Here is a 15862-nt window from a genome sequence, read left to right as displayed (position 1 = left end):
GGAGTTATATTGGGATTTTTCTCAGAATAGCATGTTTTCAAAAGGTTGGGAAGAGGATTTTCAGATTCTGTATTGACTACACTTATGAAATATGATTAAGTGTACCTTTAGAAACTCTGTCAAAAAAAGCCTGGCATCGTTCATTTTATAATTGAACAAGAGTTTTGGCTAATAAATGATATAATATGACCATCATTGGTAACTCGTACTCGGTAAAGGAGCAAGTATATGAGGGTAAGGCATCCTAATTTTCGTTGGATTAACAAATTATCTCCTGTCCAGTTAATTGTCATGTTTTATGGCATTGCTGTGACGGTGGCATTTGTTTTATTATCACTTCCTGTGTCACATCAGGAAGGAGTAAATGTTTCGTTTATTGACATTCTATTCACAGCCGTGAGTGCAGTCAGTGTAACCGGTTTGACGGCTGTTTCGACTGTTGATACGTTCAGTACCACCGGAATATTTCTCTTGGCGTTGATCCTGCAATTGGGCGGTATTGGGGTTATGACTTTGGGGACCGTGATTTGGATGATTTTCGGAAAAAAAATCGGGCTCAAAGAGAGAAGGTTGATAATGACCGATCACAACCAAACGTCTTTTGAAGGGATGGTCCGGTTAATCAAGCAAATTATATTGGTGATTTTAACTATCGAATTTATTGGGTTCATTGTACTTGGTACATACTTCATTCAATATTTTCCAACTGTAGGTGAAGCTTATTTTCAAGGTTTCTTTGGAGCGATAAGTGCTACCACCAATGGTGGTTTCGACATTACAGGGCAATCTCTGGTCTTGTTTAAAGATGACTACTTTGTCCAATTTATCAACATATTGCTTATTATCTTAGGCGCCATCGGTTTCCCCGTCCTGATAGAGGTAAAAGAATATCTCTTTTCTAAAACGGAAGAGCGGCGATTCGTCCGTTTCAGTTTGTTCACGAAATTGACTACTTTGACATTTCTATTGCTTGTAGTATTGGGGAGCATAATGATTTATCTCCTTGATATAAATAACTTCTTTGCAGGAAAGTCGTGGCATGAATCATTATTCTACTCCGTGTTTCAATCCGTAACAACTAGGAGCGGAGGGTTGTCAACTATGGATGTAAGCTTGTTGACAGAACAGAACCATCTTGTCATGGCTGCTTTAATGTTCATCGGAGCCTCTCCAAGCAGTGTGGGCGGAGGGATACGTACAACAACATTTGCGCTAGTTGTCATCTTTATTCTGACGTTCGCCCGTGGAAAAAGCCGAATTCATATCTTCAATAGGGAAGTATATGATGAAGACTTGTATAAAGCTGTAGCGGTTACTTTAATGGCTATACTGACAGTGTTTTCGGCTGCTGTTATTTTGACTATCGCTGAACCATACTCTTTGACGGAAATAATTTTCGAGGTTTGCTCTGCGTTCGGTACGGTGGGCTTGTCGCTGGGAATTACGGGAGAGCTATCAACCGTCAGCAAGTGTGTGCTAATGGTTTTGATGTTTATGGGCCGGATAGGAATATTGACTTTCTTGTTTACTTTCTATCGCAATAATCCTGTAGATTACCGGTATCCAAAAGAGAAAATAATTATTGGTTAACAATAAACCCTCGGAGTGTCATTACTCCGAGGGTTTATTTATTTTCGGTGTTTGGATGATTAGCAGTAAAAAGCTGCACCAACAATGATGAGTAAAATAAACAGTACAACGATCAAAGCGAAAGAGTTGCCATAACCATATCCTCCGCAATATCCGCCGTAACCACCATAAGATCCGTACATACATACTCACCTCCTGAACGTTTACAGTTCAATATATGGGTTGCGATTAAGTTATGTATGGACATTTTGCCTATATTGCACAAAAATGGGCTTGTTCACAAATAAAGGCTGGCGACTACTGTTTTAAGAAGATGCAATTTCCCGGCTGCTTTTCAGGATGCGGACTTGATCATTTTCATATCCAACTGTAAACCGATACAGGTAGCTTTTCTCGATTGTGTCCTTATTGGATTCCTTTTCTAAATGGTCTACTTTAAGACTTATTTTTAACTGGTCTTTCTCGTCATTTTTCTTTATTTCCATTTCATGAGTAGTTGTTTCAAGGATATGGATATAGTTCTCACGGAATTTCTGATAGTTTGTGTCGTTTTGCCAATCACTTCCGAGAAGGGAGTATGCATTGATATAATCTCTAATCGACAAACTTTCAAAAAAATAATCAATAATATACTTTCCGTTCTCTTCCAATTTTTCCAAGTCCGTGTGAGCAGCTTTCATGGCTGGACTTTTGTAATCGAGTTCTTTATCGACGGCTGAATCTGACCAATCGGCAGCCGTTTCGATCACCTGGCTAATTGGTATACTGAAACCTAGTCCGCCTTCTTTTGAACCTGCGGAATTGATTGCGACAACTTTGCCGCTGGACCTGTGAATAAGAGGTCCGCCGCTATTGCCATTAGTGATTTGGGCAGAAATTTGGTACACATTATCATAATTATATCCATCTATTGAAAAAGTCCTGCCTTTTCCTGAAATAATTCCCAAAGTGACCGAGTTTTGAAATCCAAGCGGACTGCCGACGGCAATAATCTCGTCCCCAAGTTCCGCGTTGAAGTTTGTATCCAATTGAGCGGGACTCTGGTTTGCCAATTGTGGAACTCTTATTACGGCAATATCTGTTTCGTCGCCAATTCCTACTAATGCAGCTGTATAAGTATGGGCATTGGATGTTTTGACGTAAATTGTATCTGCATCTTTCACAACATGGGCATTTGTGATGATGTCTCCTTTTTTATTATAAAGAAAACCAGATCCCGCCTTTTCAGAAGTAGAAGTAAGAGCCTCTATCTGGACGACATTTTTTTGCGATTCATGGATAATCGATTTTAAATTCACAGCATTTTCTTCTTCCGACACCTTCTGGGCCAGCGTATTTTTCATGTTGATTTGTTTATTATCCCAATGGTCATAAATCAGATATATACCCAGGATCCCAATCATAATTACAGCTGCCGATATGAGAATAGGAAGCGAATGCAATTTCTTCATCTTCTCACTCCATAGCATTTTTTAGTTTAGAAACCATTTAATTTTGTCAATTTCTATCTTTAAGGCGTTTTGCCCACTATCTTGTTCATAATGGGTGAATTCGAATTTGCCTTTTTCGCCAGGATAAATGGTATCAGGAAAGACATATACTTCATTTGTCAGCACTACTTCATCTTTTTTATTCATTATAGAATATTCAACCGCAACTGAATTAATAGGTACGGTTGCCACACTTTTAATATTTCCATTTACTACGATCTCGTTTTGCTGGTTTCGCTCGACGCTCGCTTTTTCAATTTCGACTGCGTTATTTAAATTCCGGTCCTTTTCTTTTTCAGCTGCTGTAATCGCTTGTTCTATTCTATCTTGTTGTGCCGTTTCAAAAGCTGTTTTTTCTTTTTGGATAGTTGTTTGAAGACTTTCCAATTTACTTGATTCAGGTACATAATGAAGACCGTCTTCCACAATATCTCTTGCATTGGTGAATTGTTTTTGGGATAGTTGTTCACTGGCTGTAGAATAGATATAAGAAACTATACGGTCTCTAATAATTTCGGCAATAGATGCTGCTTCTTCATCTTTTATAGCTTCGGCCTGCCAAAGCAGTGTTTTCAGCTCTTCAATGGAGGGATCTTTATCCATCTCACTTTTCAATAATTCCATTTCCGTAGCTGTCCGCTGATCGACTATGTTTGTAAGAAGCAGTTCAACCGCCTCTCCATGGTAATTTTTCAACAAACTTTCTGCGGCATCCAGTTCCTCTAAAGATTGCTGGAATTTTCGTTGATTCGTGAGTTTTACTGCTTTGCTTATATGTTCTTCGGCATCAAGAGCGTTATCCGTGAACACTTTGACTTCTTTGGCGGCGGGAAAGTCGCTTTTACTCTCTAACGCCTCCTGGAATTGACGGGAAGCCCGTTGAAACTTTCCCGACAACAACATTTCTTCCCCGTTTTCGAAAGCAGACTGTGCTTTACTGGTTTGATTTTGAAGAAATAAATAATATGCTCCCACAGCTGTTATCGTTATAATCAAAGTACATAATGGGATAAACCATATTCGATAATCTTTTTTGTTGGATGGATTTCTGTCGAACATATCTCCGGGAAGTTTTTTTCCACATTTTATGCAGTAAAGCTCGTCCTCTTTTGAAATACTTCCGCAATATGGACAATGGAACATTGATGCACCCTCTTTCTATATGGAAAAAAGCTCCTTTTAAACATCGTAATCAGAACTAAGTTTATCATAATTAGTTTTATATACATACCTAAAAACCGATAGAAGGAGAAAAAGGAAATAGACCTGGTTGTTCAGGGGCAATTTATTGCTGTATTGATTAAAGAGTAATAAGGCTATAGAATAGGGACTGGGAGGTGTATCTAGATGGATGTCATTCTATTTATTGTGTCCTTGGTGATTATAGTTGGAAGTATAGGCTATTGTATTTTCGATAATGCTTAAAAAAGGTTTAGAGGCCGGAAACTCCCTTGGGCTGAAATCGGTCACCCGGGAGTTCTGCCTTTAAACCTTTGGTCATTTTATTCTTGTTCAACCGCGGTGGGTCAGATGATTTATTCTGACCTTCCGGTGTTTCTCAGATTAATATGGGTTTCCCGTTCATGAAGTTGTGCAAGTTAATGACTTTGATATGGTTATTGTCTAATTCATATCCTCTAATAGGTGGATTTTATCATAAATTGTTTAAAAATTTTGTCTAATTTTGCGATTTGCTTTACTTCCCATTGAACGTCTGGCATAATCATTAGCGTTCATACTTAAAAAACGAGAAAGGTCTTGGAGCTAAATGGAAGGTCCTTATGCAGATGTCGACAAGAAAAGTTTACAGGAAAAGATTCGGGATAAGAGAAAGCAAATGATTCAAGTTGCAAACCTTTACGGATTTACCAGTTTGATCACAGTGCAGCATAGTCAGGAACTGGATGTTCTTCTCAATGAATATTCGCGGGAAAATCTATCAAGTATATCAAGCTGTTAGGGATGACTTTCTTAGACGGACAAACACATACAGATACAAGAAAAGCAATTTTATATCAGCATTTATTAGCGCGCTGGAGAGGGGGTAACCCGGCAGCCAATGAACGATACACAATTATTATTAGTCAAGATAGAACTTCTGAGAAATAAGATGACCGAGGTTGCCTTGAAAAAAGGCTTTTCAAGTGCAGAATCTGTATCCATAAGCCAGGAGCTCGATCAGCTTCTGAACCTCTATGATACAAAGAAACAAATAAAACCAGACAACAAACAGTTGACAGCAAGTCACCATGATAACGGTATATAACAGGAAAAGGACTGGTTCCAACTTTGACGAAGTTGGGGCCAGTCCTTTTGTTGGAATTACCCTTAGTCGAACCTAACCGTTATGGCAATGATTCACCAAGAAAGACTCCAGCCGGTCCAATCCTTTTTCCAGGGTTGTCATATCGTATGCGTACGATAATCTGAGAAATCCTTTCCCGGCTTCACCGAAAGCATCACCGGGCACGAGTGCAAGTTTCGCTTCATCGACAAGCTTTACAGCCAAGTCAAATGTACTCCATCCTTCTAAGGAGACAGGAAGGAAAAAATAGAAAGCCCCATCCGGTTTATCAACAGATATTCCCATTTCAGTAAGCCTGTCAAATACATAATCGCGGCGTTCTCGGTATTTCTCTCTCATTCTTAGAGGATCGCATTTTCCAGTTGTCAAAGCTGTAAGGGCTGCATGCTGACTGATAGATGACGCACAAGAAACGTTATATTGATGAACCTTTAGGATGTGTTGGCAAATCCATGACGGAGCAAGCAGGAATCCTAGTCTCCATCCCGTCATCGAATGTGATTTCGAAAGTCCGTTTATAACAATTGTTTTATTTTTGACTTGCTGGTATTGAGCGATTGATTTGTGTGGGTGCTCATATACAAGTTCACTATAAATTTCATCGGTAAGAATGAAGATATCCTTGTCCTCAAGCAAGTCAGCAATTTCTTTTAATTCGGATTCTTCCAATGTAACTCCTGTGGGATTGGAGGGATAGGGAAGAATGATACATTTGGTTCGTTCAGTTATGTGCTCGGCAATTATCTGTTTAGTGATTTTAAAGTTGGTCTGATTGATTTTGGCAAAGACAGGTACACCGCCTGCAAGCTTGATCAATGGTTCGTACCCCGGATAAACCGGGGAAGGCAAAATAACTTCATCTCCCGGGTTTACAATCGTTCTCAGAGCAATGTCGATTGCTTGAGATGCACCGACAGTGACGATTATTTCTTCTTCAGGCTTGTAGTTTAATCCGTGATTTTCACTGACAAAACCGGAAATCGCTTCTCTGAGAGAAAGTAGTCCGGCGTTGTGTGTATAAGTGGTCTGGTTGTTGTCTATAGCTTGTTTGCCGGCTTCTTTCACTACATCCGGAGTGAAGAAATCTGGTTGTCCGATAGTCAATGATATGACATCTTCCTTACCGTTAACCATGTTGAAAAATTTTCTGATACCGGATATCTCGATGTTCTTTACTTTATTGTTTAAAAGGTGTTCCATTTTTTCCTCCACATCCCTATTGTAAGTATAAGTTAGTAAAAGTAAATTGTAACTGTTCTGATATTATCATAGACTGCCGTCTTGATAAAAGTAGCTGCAACTTTGGTTTGGAACGAAGTAGTGGATTGAAAAGTGACTTCCTGAGGCAGTTCCCGCTGGAAGTATATAATGTAAGAGGGTAGGGGAATAATGGAAACAAATGGGTGTGGAGGTGAGTTATGGAAAGTTGGTTACTGATAGATCTTATTTGGATCAAGAAAGCACAGTTGAATACATTGGGATTGAACGACACCTATTTATACCTGATGGCGGGATTTTTCTTGATGGCCGCTCTTTTCTTAATAGTCCGGCCCATTATCAGATTACTGATCATGTTAAGGTGGGAGAACTTGATGAGTTATATGTGGGGGAGCATGGGAGTAATATCTTTTGTTGTTTATTTTACCAGAAAAGCTCCAGGTGATATTCCAAGCTTTTACCTTGGTATTATTTTGTTTGGAGTTACTTTAATCATCTTAAAGTTGGGTATGTTGTTGTATGGTTTTGTTAAGAGCAGGATGTCGATACATACGAATAGTTAGATGAGATAGCTTCTTTACATTTACTAGCTCTCAATATTTCTCCCCAACTATACTTGAAGTTGCTGCAGAAAAGAAACAGGAAAGAATCAGTAGGCTAGAGTATTGATTCTTCCCTGAAGAATGATTGTCTTTTGCTTAGTTGCAATGATCAATAAGGTTCTTCATCTTTAATTCCCATTTCCTCTTGTAATGAATTCAGCCATGAAATCGATTGGTTGTATAAAGCATCTGGTGAACTTCCGTTTGGCGATTGAGCCAAGACCAGCTGCTTCTCATTTTCGGAAAGACGTTTGTAGGAATCTTGCAGGACAGAAGTTTGGTTCATGTAACGGTTTAATTCATATAAAAAGTCTTGTAACTCTGTCATGATAAACCTCCTTTTTATCTATTCATACCTTTGATACAGCAATTTGAAACTACAAAAAAAGAAACACCGGTTTAGAAAGGATCTACCGGTGTTTTTTCATTCCTTAAAAAGAAGTTACTTGTGATTCTGACGACGGTTCCACTGACCGAGTGAAGAGGGAGTATAGTAAGAAGAGGATGGTCTTGATCTGTTCCAGTCATTGTTTGAAGCATTATTCGACCATCCCAAATACTTGCTGAGTATTTTTTTAGATTGTGCCAAAGATATGTTGGGTTTCGGATTACGGTAATCTTTGTCAACATTCCCTAAATGTTTAAGTTCTTTAAAGTCTGACTTTGTAGGTGGGATGTGGAAATAATAATCACTGACCTTTACAAGCAGGGTCGAATACTGCCGGCTAAACCTGGGATTTTCCGAAAAATGAAGTCCCACTTTTTTCGCTTGTTTTTCTTTTATTAGTTTATTTATCGCCTGTTTCTTCATGGCATATAATTGTCTGGGATCAGGAGCTGATTTAGCATGTCGGTTAACGGTATATAACGCTTTTGCGATAAGGTTGATACTGTCCTGGTTACTAACCATAAATCGTTCTCCTCTCTTAGTATGTATGCAGATGATAATGGTTTATTTTTTGTTACATCATTTTTTTCAAATCTTCCACGATGGTGTCCATATTCGCTGCTTTAGTGCCATCGTACTTCTTAATTGCGTTGCCTTCAGGCGTGATTAGATAAAAGTTGGTTACATGCATAAATTGATCTGAATCAGGTAGTTTCTCCAAAGGGGCTTTAAAGGACTTAATGGACAGTTCTTTTATATCTTCGAATGAATAGCCGGTCAACAAATCCCAATTATCGAATTTTCCCCCGCGTTCAGCGCTGTATTGTTTTAGCACCTCAGGTTTGTCATTCTCGGGGTCTATGCTAAAGGAAACCAACCGGACATCCAAGCCTTCCTGTTCCAGTTTTTCCTGCAATCTTGCCATGTTGGCTGTCATTGGCGGGCAAACACTATCACAATTAGTGAAAATCAAGTCTGCAACCCAAAATTCACCGTCAAGGTCTTCTTTGGTTACTTTCTCGCCATCTTGGTTAATAGCTTCAAATGATTGCACTTCGTAAGAAAAATCTCCATCATAATTAGGGCCGCAAGCTGCCAACATCATCAGGGACAAAGCAAGCCCTATAAGTGTTTTACTTCTTCTCATATCTTTATACCTCCAACTACTTGTCTACTATCAAATCATTTTAGCACGCAATATTGAAAAATACTATGGAAGTTATGTGTAAAGATGAGTAAACATGCTTAATCGAAATACTATCTGACGTTTTTATGAATATTTCCTGGAAAAGAAAAGCAAGCCTGCACACAAAAGGCTTGCTTATACCATCACCACTTAGGATAGCCGTAAGGATAACCATATGGATAATACGGCGGTCTCGGCCGGTAAGGTGGATATGGTGGATAATATCCTGGTTGAAAAGCACCATACAGCAATGGACCGAACGCAAGACCGGTCAAAAATGGAAGGGCCGGTCCAGGGAAAAAACGCTGGTCTTGGTGAGGTGAACGAGCATAAGGCAGCAATACATGTCTGTTGTAATCCAAAACGCTCCCCCTCTCCTGAAAATTATCTTTCGTTAAAGTATATGAATTATTAAGAGTGGTGGAGCTTGTTCGATTGGATAAATACCCGTTTAATCTAAGTTGTAACATTGAAAATTGCTCAGGAAGATGCTTCCATTTTAAAGACGGTTATTTCAGGTCTGCACAGAAAGCGATAAGGAAGCCTGGTGGTCCCTACCCCTCTACTTACGAACAATTCCAATTTTTCGTCTATCAAGTATTTGCCTTCTACATATTTCTCGGCAAACTTGGGTGTATAGATATATCCGATCAAGGGAATTTGAATTTGCCCGCCATGACTATGCCCGGATAACTGGCAATCTACTTGGTAGTTAATCGTATTATCCGCATAGTCTGGTTCGTGTACAAGCAGCATGGTGTAATTGTCAGGGTCAGCATTTTTCAGTGCCTCTTCTAAATCGGGTTTGCCAAGCATCAAATCATCCAGACCTGCTAAAGTAAAAGCTGCTCCTTGTTTCTCTATTTCCACATGGCTGTTTTGCAATAGAGAAAATCCGCCGGCCTCCATTGTCTCCAATAAAGTCTCTGTTCCATATCCGCCATGGTCATGGTTGCCATATATCCAGTATTTTCCCATGGGTGCTTTAATTTTGTTGAGAATTTCTATTATTCCGTTACCCCACGGAAACTCGTTTGGCATATCAACAAGATCACCCGTGAAAACTACAATATCTGGACTCTGGGCATTTATCTCGTAAACCAATTCCTCCAATTGTTCCAAGCTATAATGAAAGCCTACATGCGTGTCTGAAAATTGAAGAATGGTCAGATCATCCAATTGTGTTGGTATTTTATTAGAAGAAAGTGTTTCCTTGTGAATCGTAAGCATACTTGGTTCAATTTCTCTTGCATAATAATAGGTCCCACCGCTTAAACCCAACAATCCTAGTGTAGAAGCGAGAGCCTTTTTCAAAAACGATCTTCGGTTCATAATTTCTCCAAGCCTTTCGTCAGGAGTTAATCGTATTGCTCTACATCCTATTCAATTTACAAGTTTTAATAAATAAAATCAATTACTTCAATAAGAATTCACTGAATTGATAAAAAGAACATCACAAAAAATGGAAGTCTTCTAATTTTGAAGACTTCCATCGACCGGAACCCAAATTGTTCATCCCAGATAGAGGATTACTGAAAAGAAATGGAAAATGGAACCACCTAAAACAAAGAGATGCCAAACAGCATGGTGAAACTTAAAGCCCCTCCATACATAAAAAATGGAGCCAAGGGTGTAGAGGAGCCCTCCAATAACCAAGAAGAGCATCCCGTTATATGGCACATTTTTGACCAGTATCTGCCATGCGAATACAATTTGCCAACCAATAACGATATATCCTATTGTGGATACAAATAAAAACTTTTTCACAAAAAAACATTTAAATATGGTTCCTGCAATGGCAAGACCCCAGACAACCCCGAACAGTGTCCAGCCAATCCAGCCGTCGACTGCTAAAAACAAGTAAGGAGTGTAGGTGCCAGCTATAAAAAAGTAAATGGCTGAATGATCGAGAATTTCAAATATGTCTTTCGCTTTTCCTTTGGGCAATGCATGTACAAATGTGGATGAAACATACAGCAGGACCATGGTTAAACCGAATAAGGTGAAACTCGTCAAATGCCAGAAAGTACCGTATAGAGAGGCGTGTATAATTAAAGTTACCAGGGCAGCAATGCTCAGCAGAGCTCCGATGCCATGGGTGACCGAATTAGCAATTTCCTCGCCTTTAGTAAAAGTATGGGTTTGCGCCAAAACTATCGTCCTTTCGAATAAATTGATTTTAACTTTTATTATACACGTTTGACCTGACAATATAAAGGTAAAATAAAGGCGTGGTATGCAGGGCTATGGAATTATTTTCATTGCCACTGACATGTTTAGGTTGAGGGACCGTAGTTTTCCGGTGCTGAATATGATATTATAGAACGTGGGATTATTGCGTGAAATTGGACTCCTTCAACTGGATTTTAAAGGAGTGTTAATAAAATGACGAATACGAAAAGTAAAGAAATGACGGACATTACTGTCGGCGAATTGATGATTTCTTCGGAAAAAGTCGCACATGTACAAGTCGGAAATCCATTAGAACATGCATTGCTTGTATTGGTCAAATCAGGCTATTCTGCGGTTCCCGTATTGGATGCCGCATATAAGTTACAAGGAACAATCGGAAAAACGATTATCCTCAATAACTTACTGGGTCTTGAGCGGTTTGAGATGGAAAGGCTGTCCGATATCAAAGTTCATGAAGTGATGAATACGGATCTCCCATGTTTACACAAGGATGATACGCTTACCACTGCACTCAAATCAGTCATTGATTATCCATTTGTATGTGTTGCAGATGAAGAAGGTTACTTTGACGGAATTCTTACAAGAAGAGCAATTCTGAAGCAGTTGAATAAGTTTATTCACGCACCAAAGTGACACATATGTGAAACAGTTTATAATTATTTCGAGCCCTTGATAAAGTTATCAAGGGCTTTTTTATTCACAGGAAATAATGTAGTAAGTTATTCCTTGTGTACTATAAACATCTTTTGATAAAGTTAATAGGAAATGAAGTTTAAAGCCAAGGAGGAAAACAAATGAAAATGATGGATGCAAATGAAATTATTTCTTTCATTTCGAATAGCAAGAAATCTACCCCGGTAAAAGTTTACATTAAAGGTAGTCAGCTGGAAAAGATAAATTATGGAGAGAATATCAAGACATTTGTCGAAGGCAATACTGGTGTACTGTTTGGTGAATGGAAAGAACTCAAAGGTGTCCTTGATACATATAGTGAACAAATAGAGGACTATGTTGTCGAAAACGACAGGAGAAACTCTGCAATCCCTTTATTGGATTTAAAAGGAATCAATGCAAGAATCGAACCTGGCGCTGTTATCAGAGACCAAGTCGAAATTGGCGATGGCTGTGTAATCATGATGGGTGCGATGATCAATATCGGCTCTGTGATCGGTGAAGGAACGATGATCGATATGAACGTGACACTAGGCGGGAGAGCGACAGTAGGCAAGAATTGCCACATTGGGGCAGGATCCGTTCTTGCCGGTGTCATCGAACCCCCTTCAGCTAAACCGGTTGTGATTGAAGACGGCGTGGTTATCGGAGCAAATGCTGTTGTGCTTGAAGGAGTAACTGTCGGTGCAGGAGCTGTCGTCGCAGCTGGGGCGATTGTCACTCAGGACGTACCGCCAAATACTTTAGTAGCAGGTACACCTGCCAAAGTATTGAAAGAGATAGATGATCAGACAAAATCCAAAACAGAAATTAAAGCTGAATTAAGAAAGCTTGATGAAGAATAAGATAGCAGGGCAGGAGGAGACATCTTCTCCTGCTCTGTTTCTATCAAAAAACGTTTGTGAACGGTGGGAAGAATCTTATGAAAGATCTTAACAAAATAAGAAGAGATTTACACCAAATTCCGGAGCTCGGTTTCAAAGAATGGAAAACCCAGGAGTATTTACTGGGAAAAATTCAAGAAATGCCGCAGCAACATCTATCAATGAAAACTTGGAAAACCGGGATAGCTGTAAAAGTGGCAGGGACGAATCCAGAAAAAACCATAGGGTTCCGTGCGGATATTGACGGGTTGCCGATAAAGGAAGATACTGGGTATTCCTTTGCTTCCAGGCATGAAGGCAGGATGCATGCATGTGGACATGATTTCCATATGACGATAGCGCTTGGTGTACTTCATCTTCTATCCCAATCACCTGCAGAAGATAATGTGCTGTTTATTTTTCAACCGGCGGAAGAAGGGCCTGGAGGGGCACTGCCAATGCTCGATACAGATATTTTCAAGGAGTGGCGGCCCGATGTCATTTTCGCACTCCATGTAGCACCTGAGCTGCCCGTAGGCACAGTATCTACGAGAAAAGGGTTGCTTTTTGCCAATACGAGCGAACTGTTTATTGATTTTCATGGAAAAGGCGGGCACGCTGCATATCCTCACTTAACGAAAGACATGGTTGTTGCTGCCAGCAGTTTTGTCACTCAATTACAACAAATCGTTTCGAGGAGAATTGATCCTTTGGAAAGTGCTGTGGTGACTATCGGAAAAGTCACCGGAGGATTTGTTCAAAATGTTATTGCTGAAAACGCCAGACTTGAAGGAACTATACGTACTTTGCAGCCTGAAACGATTGATACAGTGAAAGAGGAAATTGAACGAATTGCCAAAGGTTTTGAAATATCGAATGACTGTTCGATCGAGATTGACTATGGATCCAATTACTATCAAGTCTTTAATGAAGCGAGCTATGTAGATAAGTTTAAAGAAATTGTCAAGAACGAAGGAATAAACTGGCAGGATGCAGCACCGGCAATGACAGGAGAAGATTTCGGTTACATGTTAAAAGAGATTCCAGGCTTCATGTTCTGGCTCGGAGTTGATTCTGATTATGGCTTACACCACAGCAGGCTGGACCCTAAAGAAGAGGCTCTGCAAGTGGGCGTTCTAGTAGTCGAAAAGTCAATAAGGTCATTGTAATACCTTTCTGCATACCTATTCATTATCTGGGGATTATATAGATGATTTTTCAAAAAGATAATGAAGGAGGTAGTTCATGTGCCAAGAATAGGTATCGAAGGAACTCTTTCAGATATTAAAGGCGCATTGCAGGAGAGAGGATACGAACTTGTCGAGCTCAGACAGGAGCAAGATGCTCAAAACTGTGATTGCTGTGTTATTTCCGGCCAGGATAAAGATGTGATGGGAATGTCCAATGCTGCTATCCAAGGTTCGGTGATAAATGCCCACGGCATGACGGCCGATGAAGTATGCGAACAAGTTGACAGTCGTTTTCAGTAAATGAAAAAATGGGTCCATTTATATGGGACCCATTTTTTCTAATTCGTTTCTTTTTTTATATTTACCTGGTGTGGGTAAGGAATATCAATGCCGGCTGCGTCGAACTCTTCTTTTATACGTTTTCTTAAATCTCTTTCCGCACCCCACTGCTCCATGTTTTCTGTTTGACCGAGAATTCTCAACACAATATCCGAGGATCCGATGCTTTGAACGCCAAGTACATCAGGTCCTTCCTTAAAGCGTTCATCATTCTCTTTGTACTCATCGCATATACGTTGAAGAACCGCCATTGCTTCATCGATGCTGTCATCATAGCTTATTCCGATATCGACCATAGCTCTCATAGTCCCTCTTGAATGGTTGCTGACACCGACAATTTCTCGATTAGGTACAAAATTCAAGGTCCCATCAAAACTTCTTATTTTCGTGGTGCGCAGACCGATTTCTTCCACTATGCCATCATAACCGCCAGCTGTTACATATTCATCCACTTCCACTTGTTTTTCCAGTAGAAGGAAAAAGCCGGTTACTACATCACTGACAAGTCCTTGAGCTCCAAAACCAATGGCAAGCCCTACTACGCCTGCACCGGCAAGAAGAGGGCCAATCGGAATTTCGAAAATACCGAATACCATCACAATGAAAAGAAAAATCAATACATACGAGTATATGTTTAACAACAATTTTTCCAATGTTCTGGCTCTGCCTTCTGAAATCTTCTGTCTGCTTCCGGCTCCAGACAAGGTCTTAGATATGACCTTTTTCCCGATTGGTGAAATAATCATGAATGCAATAATCAATAAAATGATTTGCAACCCGGAATAGAGGACCAATTCCATTGTTTCACCAAAATCCCAATTTTCGAATAAACTCATTTTATTTCTCCTTTCATATTCAATCTTAAGGATAAAAAAAAAGAATTGAAGAATCAAATTATATCTACTTTTGATTTAACAGGAAAGGATTAGCATACAAGGTAGGTGGAGAAGGTTCATGTTCCTTTATTTGATTAGTTTAACTAACGCGATTTAAATTTTTGACTGTTTTTACGTGGTCCTATATAATGTGTTCTGTAATCAAAATTAGCGGGTTTCGACATCATCATTCGACAAATTGCATTAATGTGCGATTTTTACAAATATCTTAAATAACAGTAGTTTCTACATAGAAGAGGTAGAAGATAATTAATGGTGAAGAATGGGCCTGCTATATAATACATGGATTTTATGGAGGGATTTATAATGGCAGAACGTATGGTTGGTAAACAAGCTCCTCGTTTTGAAATGGAAGCAGTGCTTTCAAACAAAGAATTCGGCAAGGTATCATTGGAAGAAAATATGAAGAATGACAAATGGACAGTTCTTTTCTTCTATCCTATGGACTTTACATTTGTTTGTCCTACTGAGATCACTGCTATGTCTGACCGCTTCGATGAATTCGAAGATCTTGATGCAGAAGTAATCGGTGTATCCACCGATACGATCCATACACATCTAGCTTGGATTAACACTTCTCGTGATGAAAATGGATTGGGAGATCTTGAGTATTCATTAGCCGCTGATACAAACCATAAAGTTGCAAAAGAGTATGGTGTGTTGATTGAAGAAGAAGGCGTTGCATTACGAGGCTTGTTCATCATCAATCCTGAAGGTGAACTTCAATATCAAGTTGTTAACCACAACAACATCGGCCGTGACGTTGATGAAACTCTTCGCGTCCTGCAAGCATTGCAAACCGGCGGACTTTGCCCGGCAGACTGGAAGCCAGGCCAAGAAACTTTATAATAAAGAAAGAGGGTCTAACACCCGGTGTTAGACCTTTTTTACCTTATAAGCGATAAAAAACGAATAGCCTACTGCTAAAGG

At 39.6% G+C, this 15862-nt stretch carries 20 protein-coding genes; 9 read left to right on the top strand and 11 right to left on the bottom strand.

Annotated elements, in window-relative coordinates:
* The first annotated feature begins 228 nt into the window (after nt 1-228).
* Nucleotides 229-1590 carry a TrkH family potassium uptake protein gene (locus CZ434_RS05485; RefSeq protein ID WP_077622194.1) on the top strand — a complete coding sequence of 454 codons (1362 nt, stop codon included), beginning with the start codon at nt 229-231 and terminating at the stop codon, nt 1588-1590.
* A gap of 59 nt (nt 1591-1649) precedes the next feature.
* Here CZ434_RS05485 and CZ434_RS22760 read toward each other — a convergent pair whose 3' ends face one another.
* From CZ434_RS22760 to CZ434_RS05470, 3 genes are all read right to left on the bottom strand, one after another.
* Nucleotides 1650-1772 (bottom strand): YjcZ family sporulation protein, encoded by a 123-nt coding sequence (locus tag CZ434_RS22760; RefSeq protein WP_077622193.1) that lies wholly within the window; start codon nt 1770-1772, stop codon nt 1650-1652.
* A 123-nt stretch (nt 1773-1895) separates the two neighbouring features.
* The gene (locus CZ434_RS05475) at nt 1896-3041 is read right to left on the bottom strand and encodes a S1C family serine protease (protein ID WP_077622192.1); all 1146 of its coding nucleotides are present in this window, start codon (nt 3039-3041) and stop codon (nt 1896-1898) included.
* Between the two features lie 21 nt (nt 3042-3062).
* Nucleotides 3063-4139: a zinc ribbon domain-containing protein gene (locus tag CZ434_RS05470; protein ID WP_143262119.1), complete on the bottom strand. Its 1077-nt coding sequence runs from the start codon at nt 4137-4139 to the stop codon at nt 3063-3065.
* Nucleotides 4140-4848: 709 nt separating this feature from the next.
* On the opposite strand from CZ434_RS05470, the gene CZ434_RS05465 reads away from it, so the two are divergent.
* Together CZ434_RS05465 and CZ434_RS05460 are read left to right on the top strand one after the other, a co-directional pair.
* Entirely contained in the window at nt 4849-5040 is a 192-nt protein-coding gene (locus CZ434_RS05465) for an aspartyl-phosphate phosphatase Spo0E family protein (RefSeq protein WP_077622190.1), read from the top strand.
* A gap of 99 nt (nt 5041-5139) precedes the next feature.
* On the top strand, nt 5140-5346 hold the full coding sequence (locus CZ434_RS05460; protein ID WP_077622189.1) for an aspartyl-phosphate phosphatase Spo0E family protein: 207 nt from the start codon (nt 5140-5142) through the stop codon (nt 5344-5346).
* 72 nt (nt 5347-5418) lie between these two features.
* Here CZ434_RS05460 and CZ434_RS05455 read toward each other — a convergent pair whose 3' ends face one another.
* A complete protein-coding gene (locus CZ434_RS05455) occupies nt 5419-6585 on the bottom strand; it encodes an aminotransferase A (RefSeq protein ID WP_077622188.1) in 1167 nt (388 codons plus the stop codon).
* A 218-nt stretch (nt 6586-6803) separates the two neighbouring features.
* Here CZ434_RS05455 and CZ434_RS05450 point away from each other — a divergent pair, with 218 nt between their 5' ends.
* On the top strand, nt 6804-7166 hold the full coding sequence (locus CZ434_RS05450) for a hypothetical protein (RefSeq protein ID WP_077622187.1): 363 nt from the start codon (nt 6804-6806) through the stop codon (nt 7164-7166).
* Nucleotides 7167-7314: 148 nt separating this feature from the next.
* Here CZ434_RS05450 and CZ434_RS05445 read toward each other — a convergent pair whose 3' ends face one another.
* From CZ434_RS05445 to trhA, 6 genes are all read right to left on the bottom strand, one after another.
* Nucleotides 7315-7533 carry a hypothetical protein gene (locus CZ434_RS05445; RefSeq protein WP_077622186.1) on the bottom strand — a complete coding sequence of 73 codons (219 nt, stop codon included), beginning with the start codon at nt 7531-7533 and terminating at the stop codon, nt 7315-7317.
* 114 nt (nt 7534-7647) lie between these two features.
* Nucleotides 7648-8115, bottom strand: coding sequence for a YkyB family protein (locus CZ434_RS05440; protein WP_077622185.1), 468 nt, complete (start codon nt 8113-8115; stop codon nt 7648-7650).
* Between the two features lie 52 nt (nt 8116-8167).
* Entirely contained in the window at nt 8168-8740 is a 573-nt protein-coding gene (locus CZ434_RS05435; RefSeq protein WP_077622184.1) for an SCO family protein, read from the bottom strand.
* Nucleotides 8741-8922: 182 nt separating this feature from the next.
* On the bottom strand, nt 8923-9141 hold the full coding sequence (locus CZ434_RS05430; RefSeq protein WP_077622183.1) for a hypothetical protein: 219 nt from the start codon (nt 9139-9141) through the stop codon (nt 8923-8925).
* A gap of 118 nt (nt 9142-9259) precedes the next feature.
* On the bottom strand, nt 9260-10111 hold the full coding sequence (locus CZ434_RS05425; RefSeq protein ID WP_077622182.1) for a metallophosphoesterase: 852 nt from the start codon (nt 10109-10111) through the stop codon (nt 9260-9262).
* Nucleotides 10112-10291: 180 nt separating this feature from the next.
* A complete protein-coding gene (trhA, locus tag CZ434_RS05420; protein ID WP_077622181.1) occupies nt 10292-10930 on the bottom strand; it encodes a PAQR family membrane homeostasis protein TrhA in 639 nt (212 codons plus the stop codon).
* 234 nt (nt 10931-11164) lie between these two features.
* Here trhA and cbpB point away from each other — a divergent pair, with 234 nt between their 5' ends.
* The 4 genes from cbpB (at nt 11165) to CZ434_RS05400 (ending at nt 13997) form a co-directional block, all read left to right on the top strand.
* On the top strand, nt 11165-11605 hold the full coding sequence (gene cbpB / locus CZ434_RS05415; protein WP_077622180.1) for a cyclic-di-AMP-binding protein CbpB: 441 nt from the start codon (nt 11165-11167) through the stop codon (nt 11603-11605).
* Between the two features lie 161 nt (nt 11606-11766).
* Nucleotides 11767-12489, top strand: coding sequence for a 2,3,4,5-tetrahydropyridine-2,6-dicarboxylate N-acetyltransferase (gene dapD, locus CZ434_RS05410; protein WP_077622179.1), 723 nt, complete (start codon nt 11767-11769; stop codon nt 12487-12489).
* Between the two features lie 77 nt (nt 12490-12566).
* Nucleotides 12567-13676, top strand: a complete 1110-nt coding sequence (locus tag CZ434_RS05405; protein ID WP_077622178.1) for an N-acetyldiaminopimelate deacetylase — start codon at nt 12567-12569, stop codon at nt 13674-13676.
* Nucleotides 13677-13754: 78 nt separating this feature from the next.
* Nucleotides 13755-13997, top strand: coding sequence for a YkuS family protein (locus CZ434_RS05400; protein ID WP_077622177.1), 243 nt, complete (start codon nt 13755-13757; stop codon nt 13995-13997).
* A gap of 38 nt (nt 13998-14035) precedes the next feature.
* Here the strand turns inward: CZ434_RS05400 and CZ434_RS05395 are convergent, their stop codons facing one another.
* Entirely contained in the window at nt 14036-14872 is an 837-nt protein-coding gene (locus CZ434_RS05395) for a mechanosensitive ion channel family protein (protein WP_077622176.1), read from the bottom strand.
* Between the two features lie 366 nt (nt 14873-15238).
* Here CZ434_RS05395 and CZ434_RS05390 point away from each other — a divergent pair, with 366 nt between their 5' ends.
* Nucleotides 15239-15781, top strand: a complete 543-nt coding sequence (locus tag CZ434_RS05390; protein ID WP_077622175.1) for a peroxiredoxin — start codon at nt 15239-15241, stop codon at nt 15779-15781.
* Nucleotides 15782-15862 lie beyond the last annotated feature (81 nt).

The organism is Sediminibacillus massiliensis, from assembly GCF_900156915.1.
GTDB lineage: Bacteria > Bacillota > Bacilli > Bacillales > Amphibacillaceae > Sediminibacillus_A > Sediminibacillus_A massiliensis.
This window is presented reverse-complemented; position numbering and strand designations above follow the sequence as displayed.

Bases quoted from the DNA above. Each gene is read 5' to 3' on its own strand.
- CZ434_RS05485 (WP_077622194.1), top strand. From the start codon at position 229: ATGAGGGTAAGGCATCCTAATTTTCGTTGGATTAACAAATTATCTCCT.
- CZ434_RS22760 (WP_077622193.1), bottom strand. From the start codon at position 1,772: ATGTACGGATCTTATGGTGGTTACGGCGGATATTGCGGAGGATATGGT.
- CZ434_RS05475 (WP_077622192.1), bottom strand. From the start codon at position 3,041: ATGAAGAAATTGCATTCGCTTCCTATTCTCATATCGGCAGCTGTAATT.
- CZ434_RS05470 (WP_143262119.1), bottom strand. From the start codon at position 4,139: ATGTTCGACAGAAATCCATCCAACAAAAAAGATTATCGAATATGGTTT.
- CZ434_RS05465 (WP_077622190.1), top strand. From the start codon at position 4,849: ATGGAAGGTCCTTATGCAGATGTCGACAAGAAAAGTTTACAGGAAAAG.
- CZ434_RS05460 (WP_077622189.1), top strand. From the start codon at position 5,140: ATGAACGATACACAATTATTATTAGTCAAGATAGAACTTCTGAGAAAT.
- CZ434_RS05455 (WP_077622188.1), bottom strand. From the start codon at position 6,585: ATGGAACACCTTTTAAACAATAAAGTAAAGAACATCGAGATATCCGGT.
- CZ434_RS05450 (WP_077622187.1), top strand. From the start codon at position 6,804: ATGGAAAGTTGGTTACTGATAGATCTTATTTGGATCAAGAAAGCACAG.
- CZ434_RS05445 (WP_077622186.1), bottom strand. From the start codon at position 7,533: ATGACAGAGTTACAAGACTTTTTATATGAATTAAACCGTTACATGAAC.
- CZ434_RS05440 (WP_077622185.1), bottom strand. From the start codon at position 8,115: ATGGTTAGTAACCAGGACAGTATCAACCTTATCGCAAAAGCGTTATAT.
- CZ434_RS05435 (WP_077622184.1), bottom strand. From the start codon at position 8,740: ATGAGAAGAAGTAAAACACTTATAGGGCTTGCTTTGTCCCTGATGATG.
- CZ434_RS05425 (WP_077622182.1), bottom strand. From the start codon at position 10,111: ATGAACCGAAGATCGTTTTTGAAAAAGGCTCTCGCTTCTACACTAGGA.
- cbpB (WP_077622180.1), top strand. From the start codon at position 11,165: ATGACGAATACGAAAAGTAAAGAAATGACGGACATTACTGTCGGCGAA.
- dapD (WP_077622179.1), top strand. From the start codon at position 11,767: ATGAAAATGATGGATGCAAATGAAATTATTTCTTTCATTTCGAATAGC.
- CZ434_RS05405 (WP_077622178.1), top strand. From the start codon at position 12,567: ATGAAAGATCTTAACAAAATAAGAAGAGATTTACACCAAATTCCGGAG.
- CZ434_RS05395 (WP_077622176.1), bottom strand. From the start codon at position 14,872: ATGAGTTTATTCGAAAATTGGGATTTTGGTGAAACAATGGAATTGGTC.
- CZ434_RS05390 (WP_077622175.1), top strand. From the start codon at position 15,239: ATGGCAGAACGTATGGTTGGTAAACAAGCTCCTCGTTTTGAAATGGAA.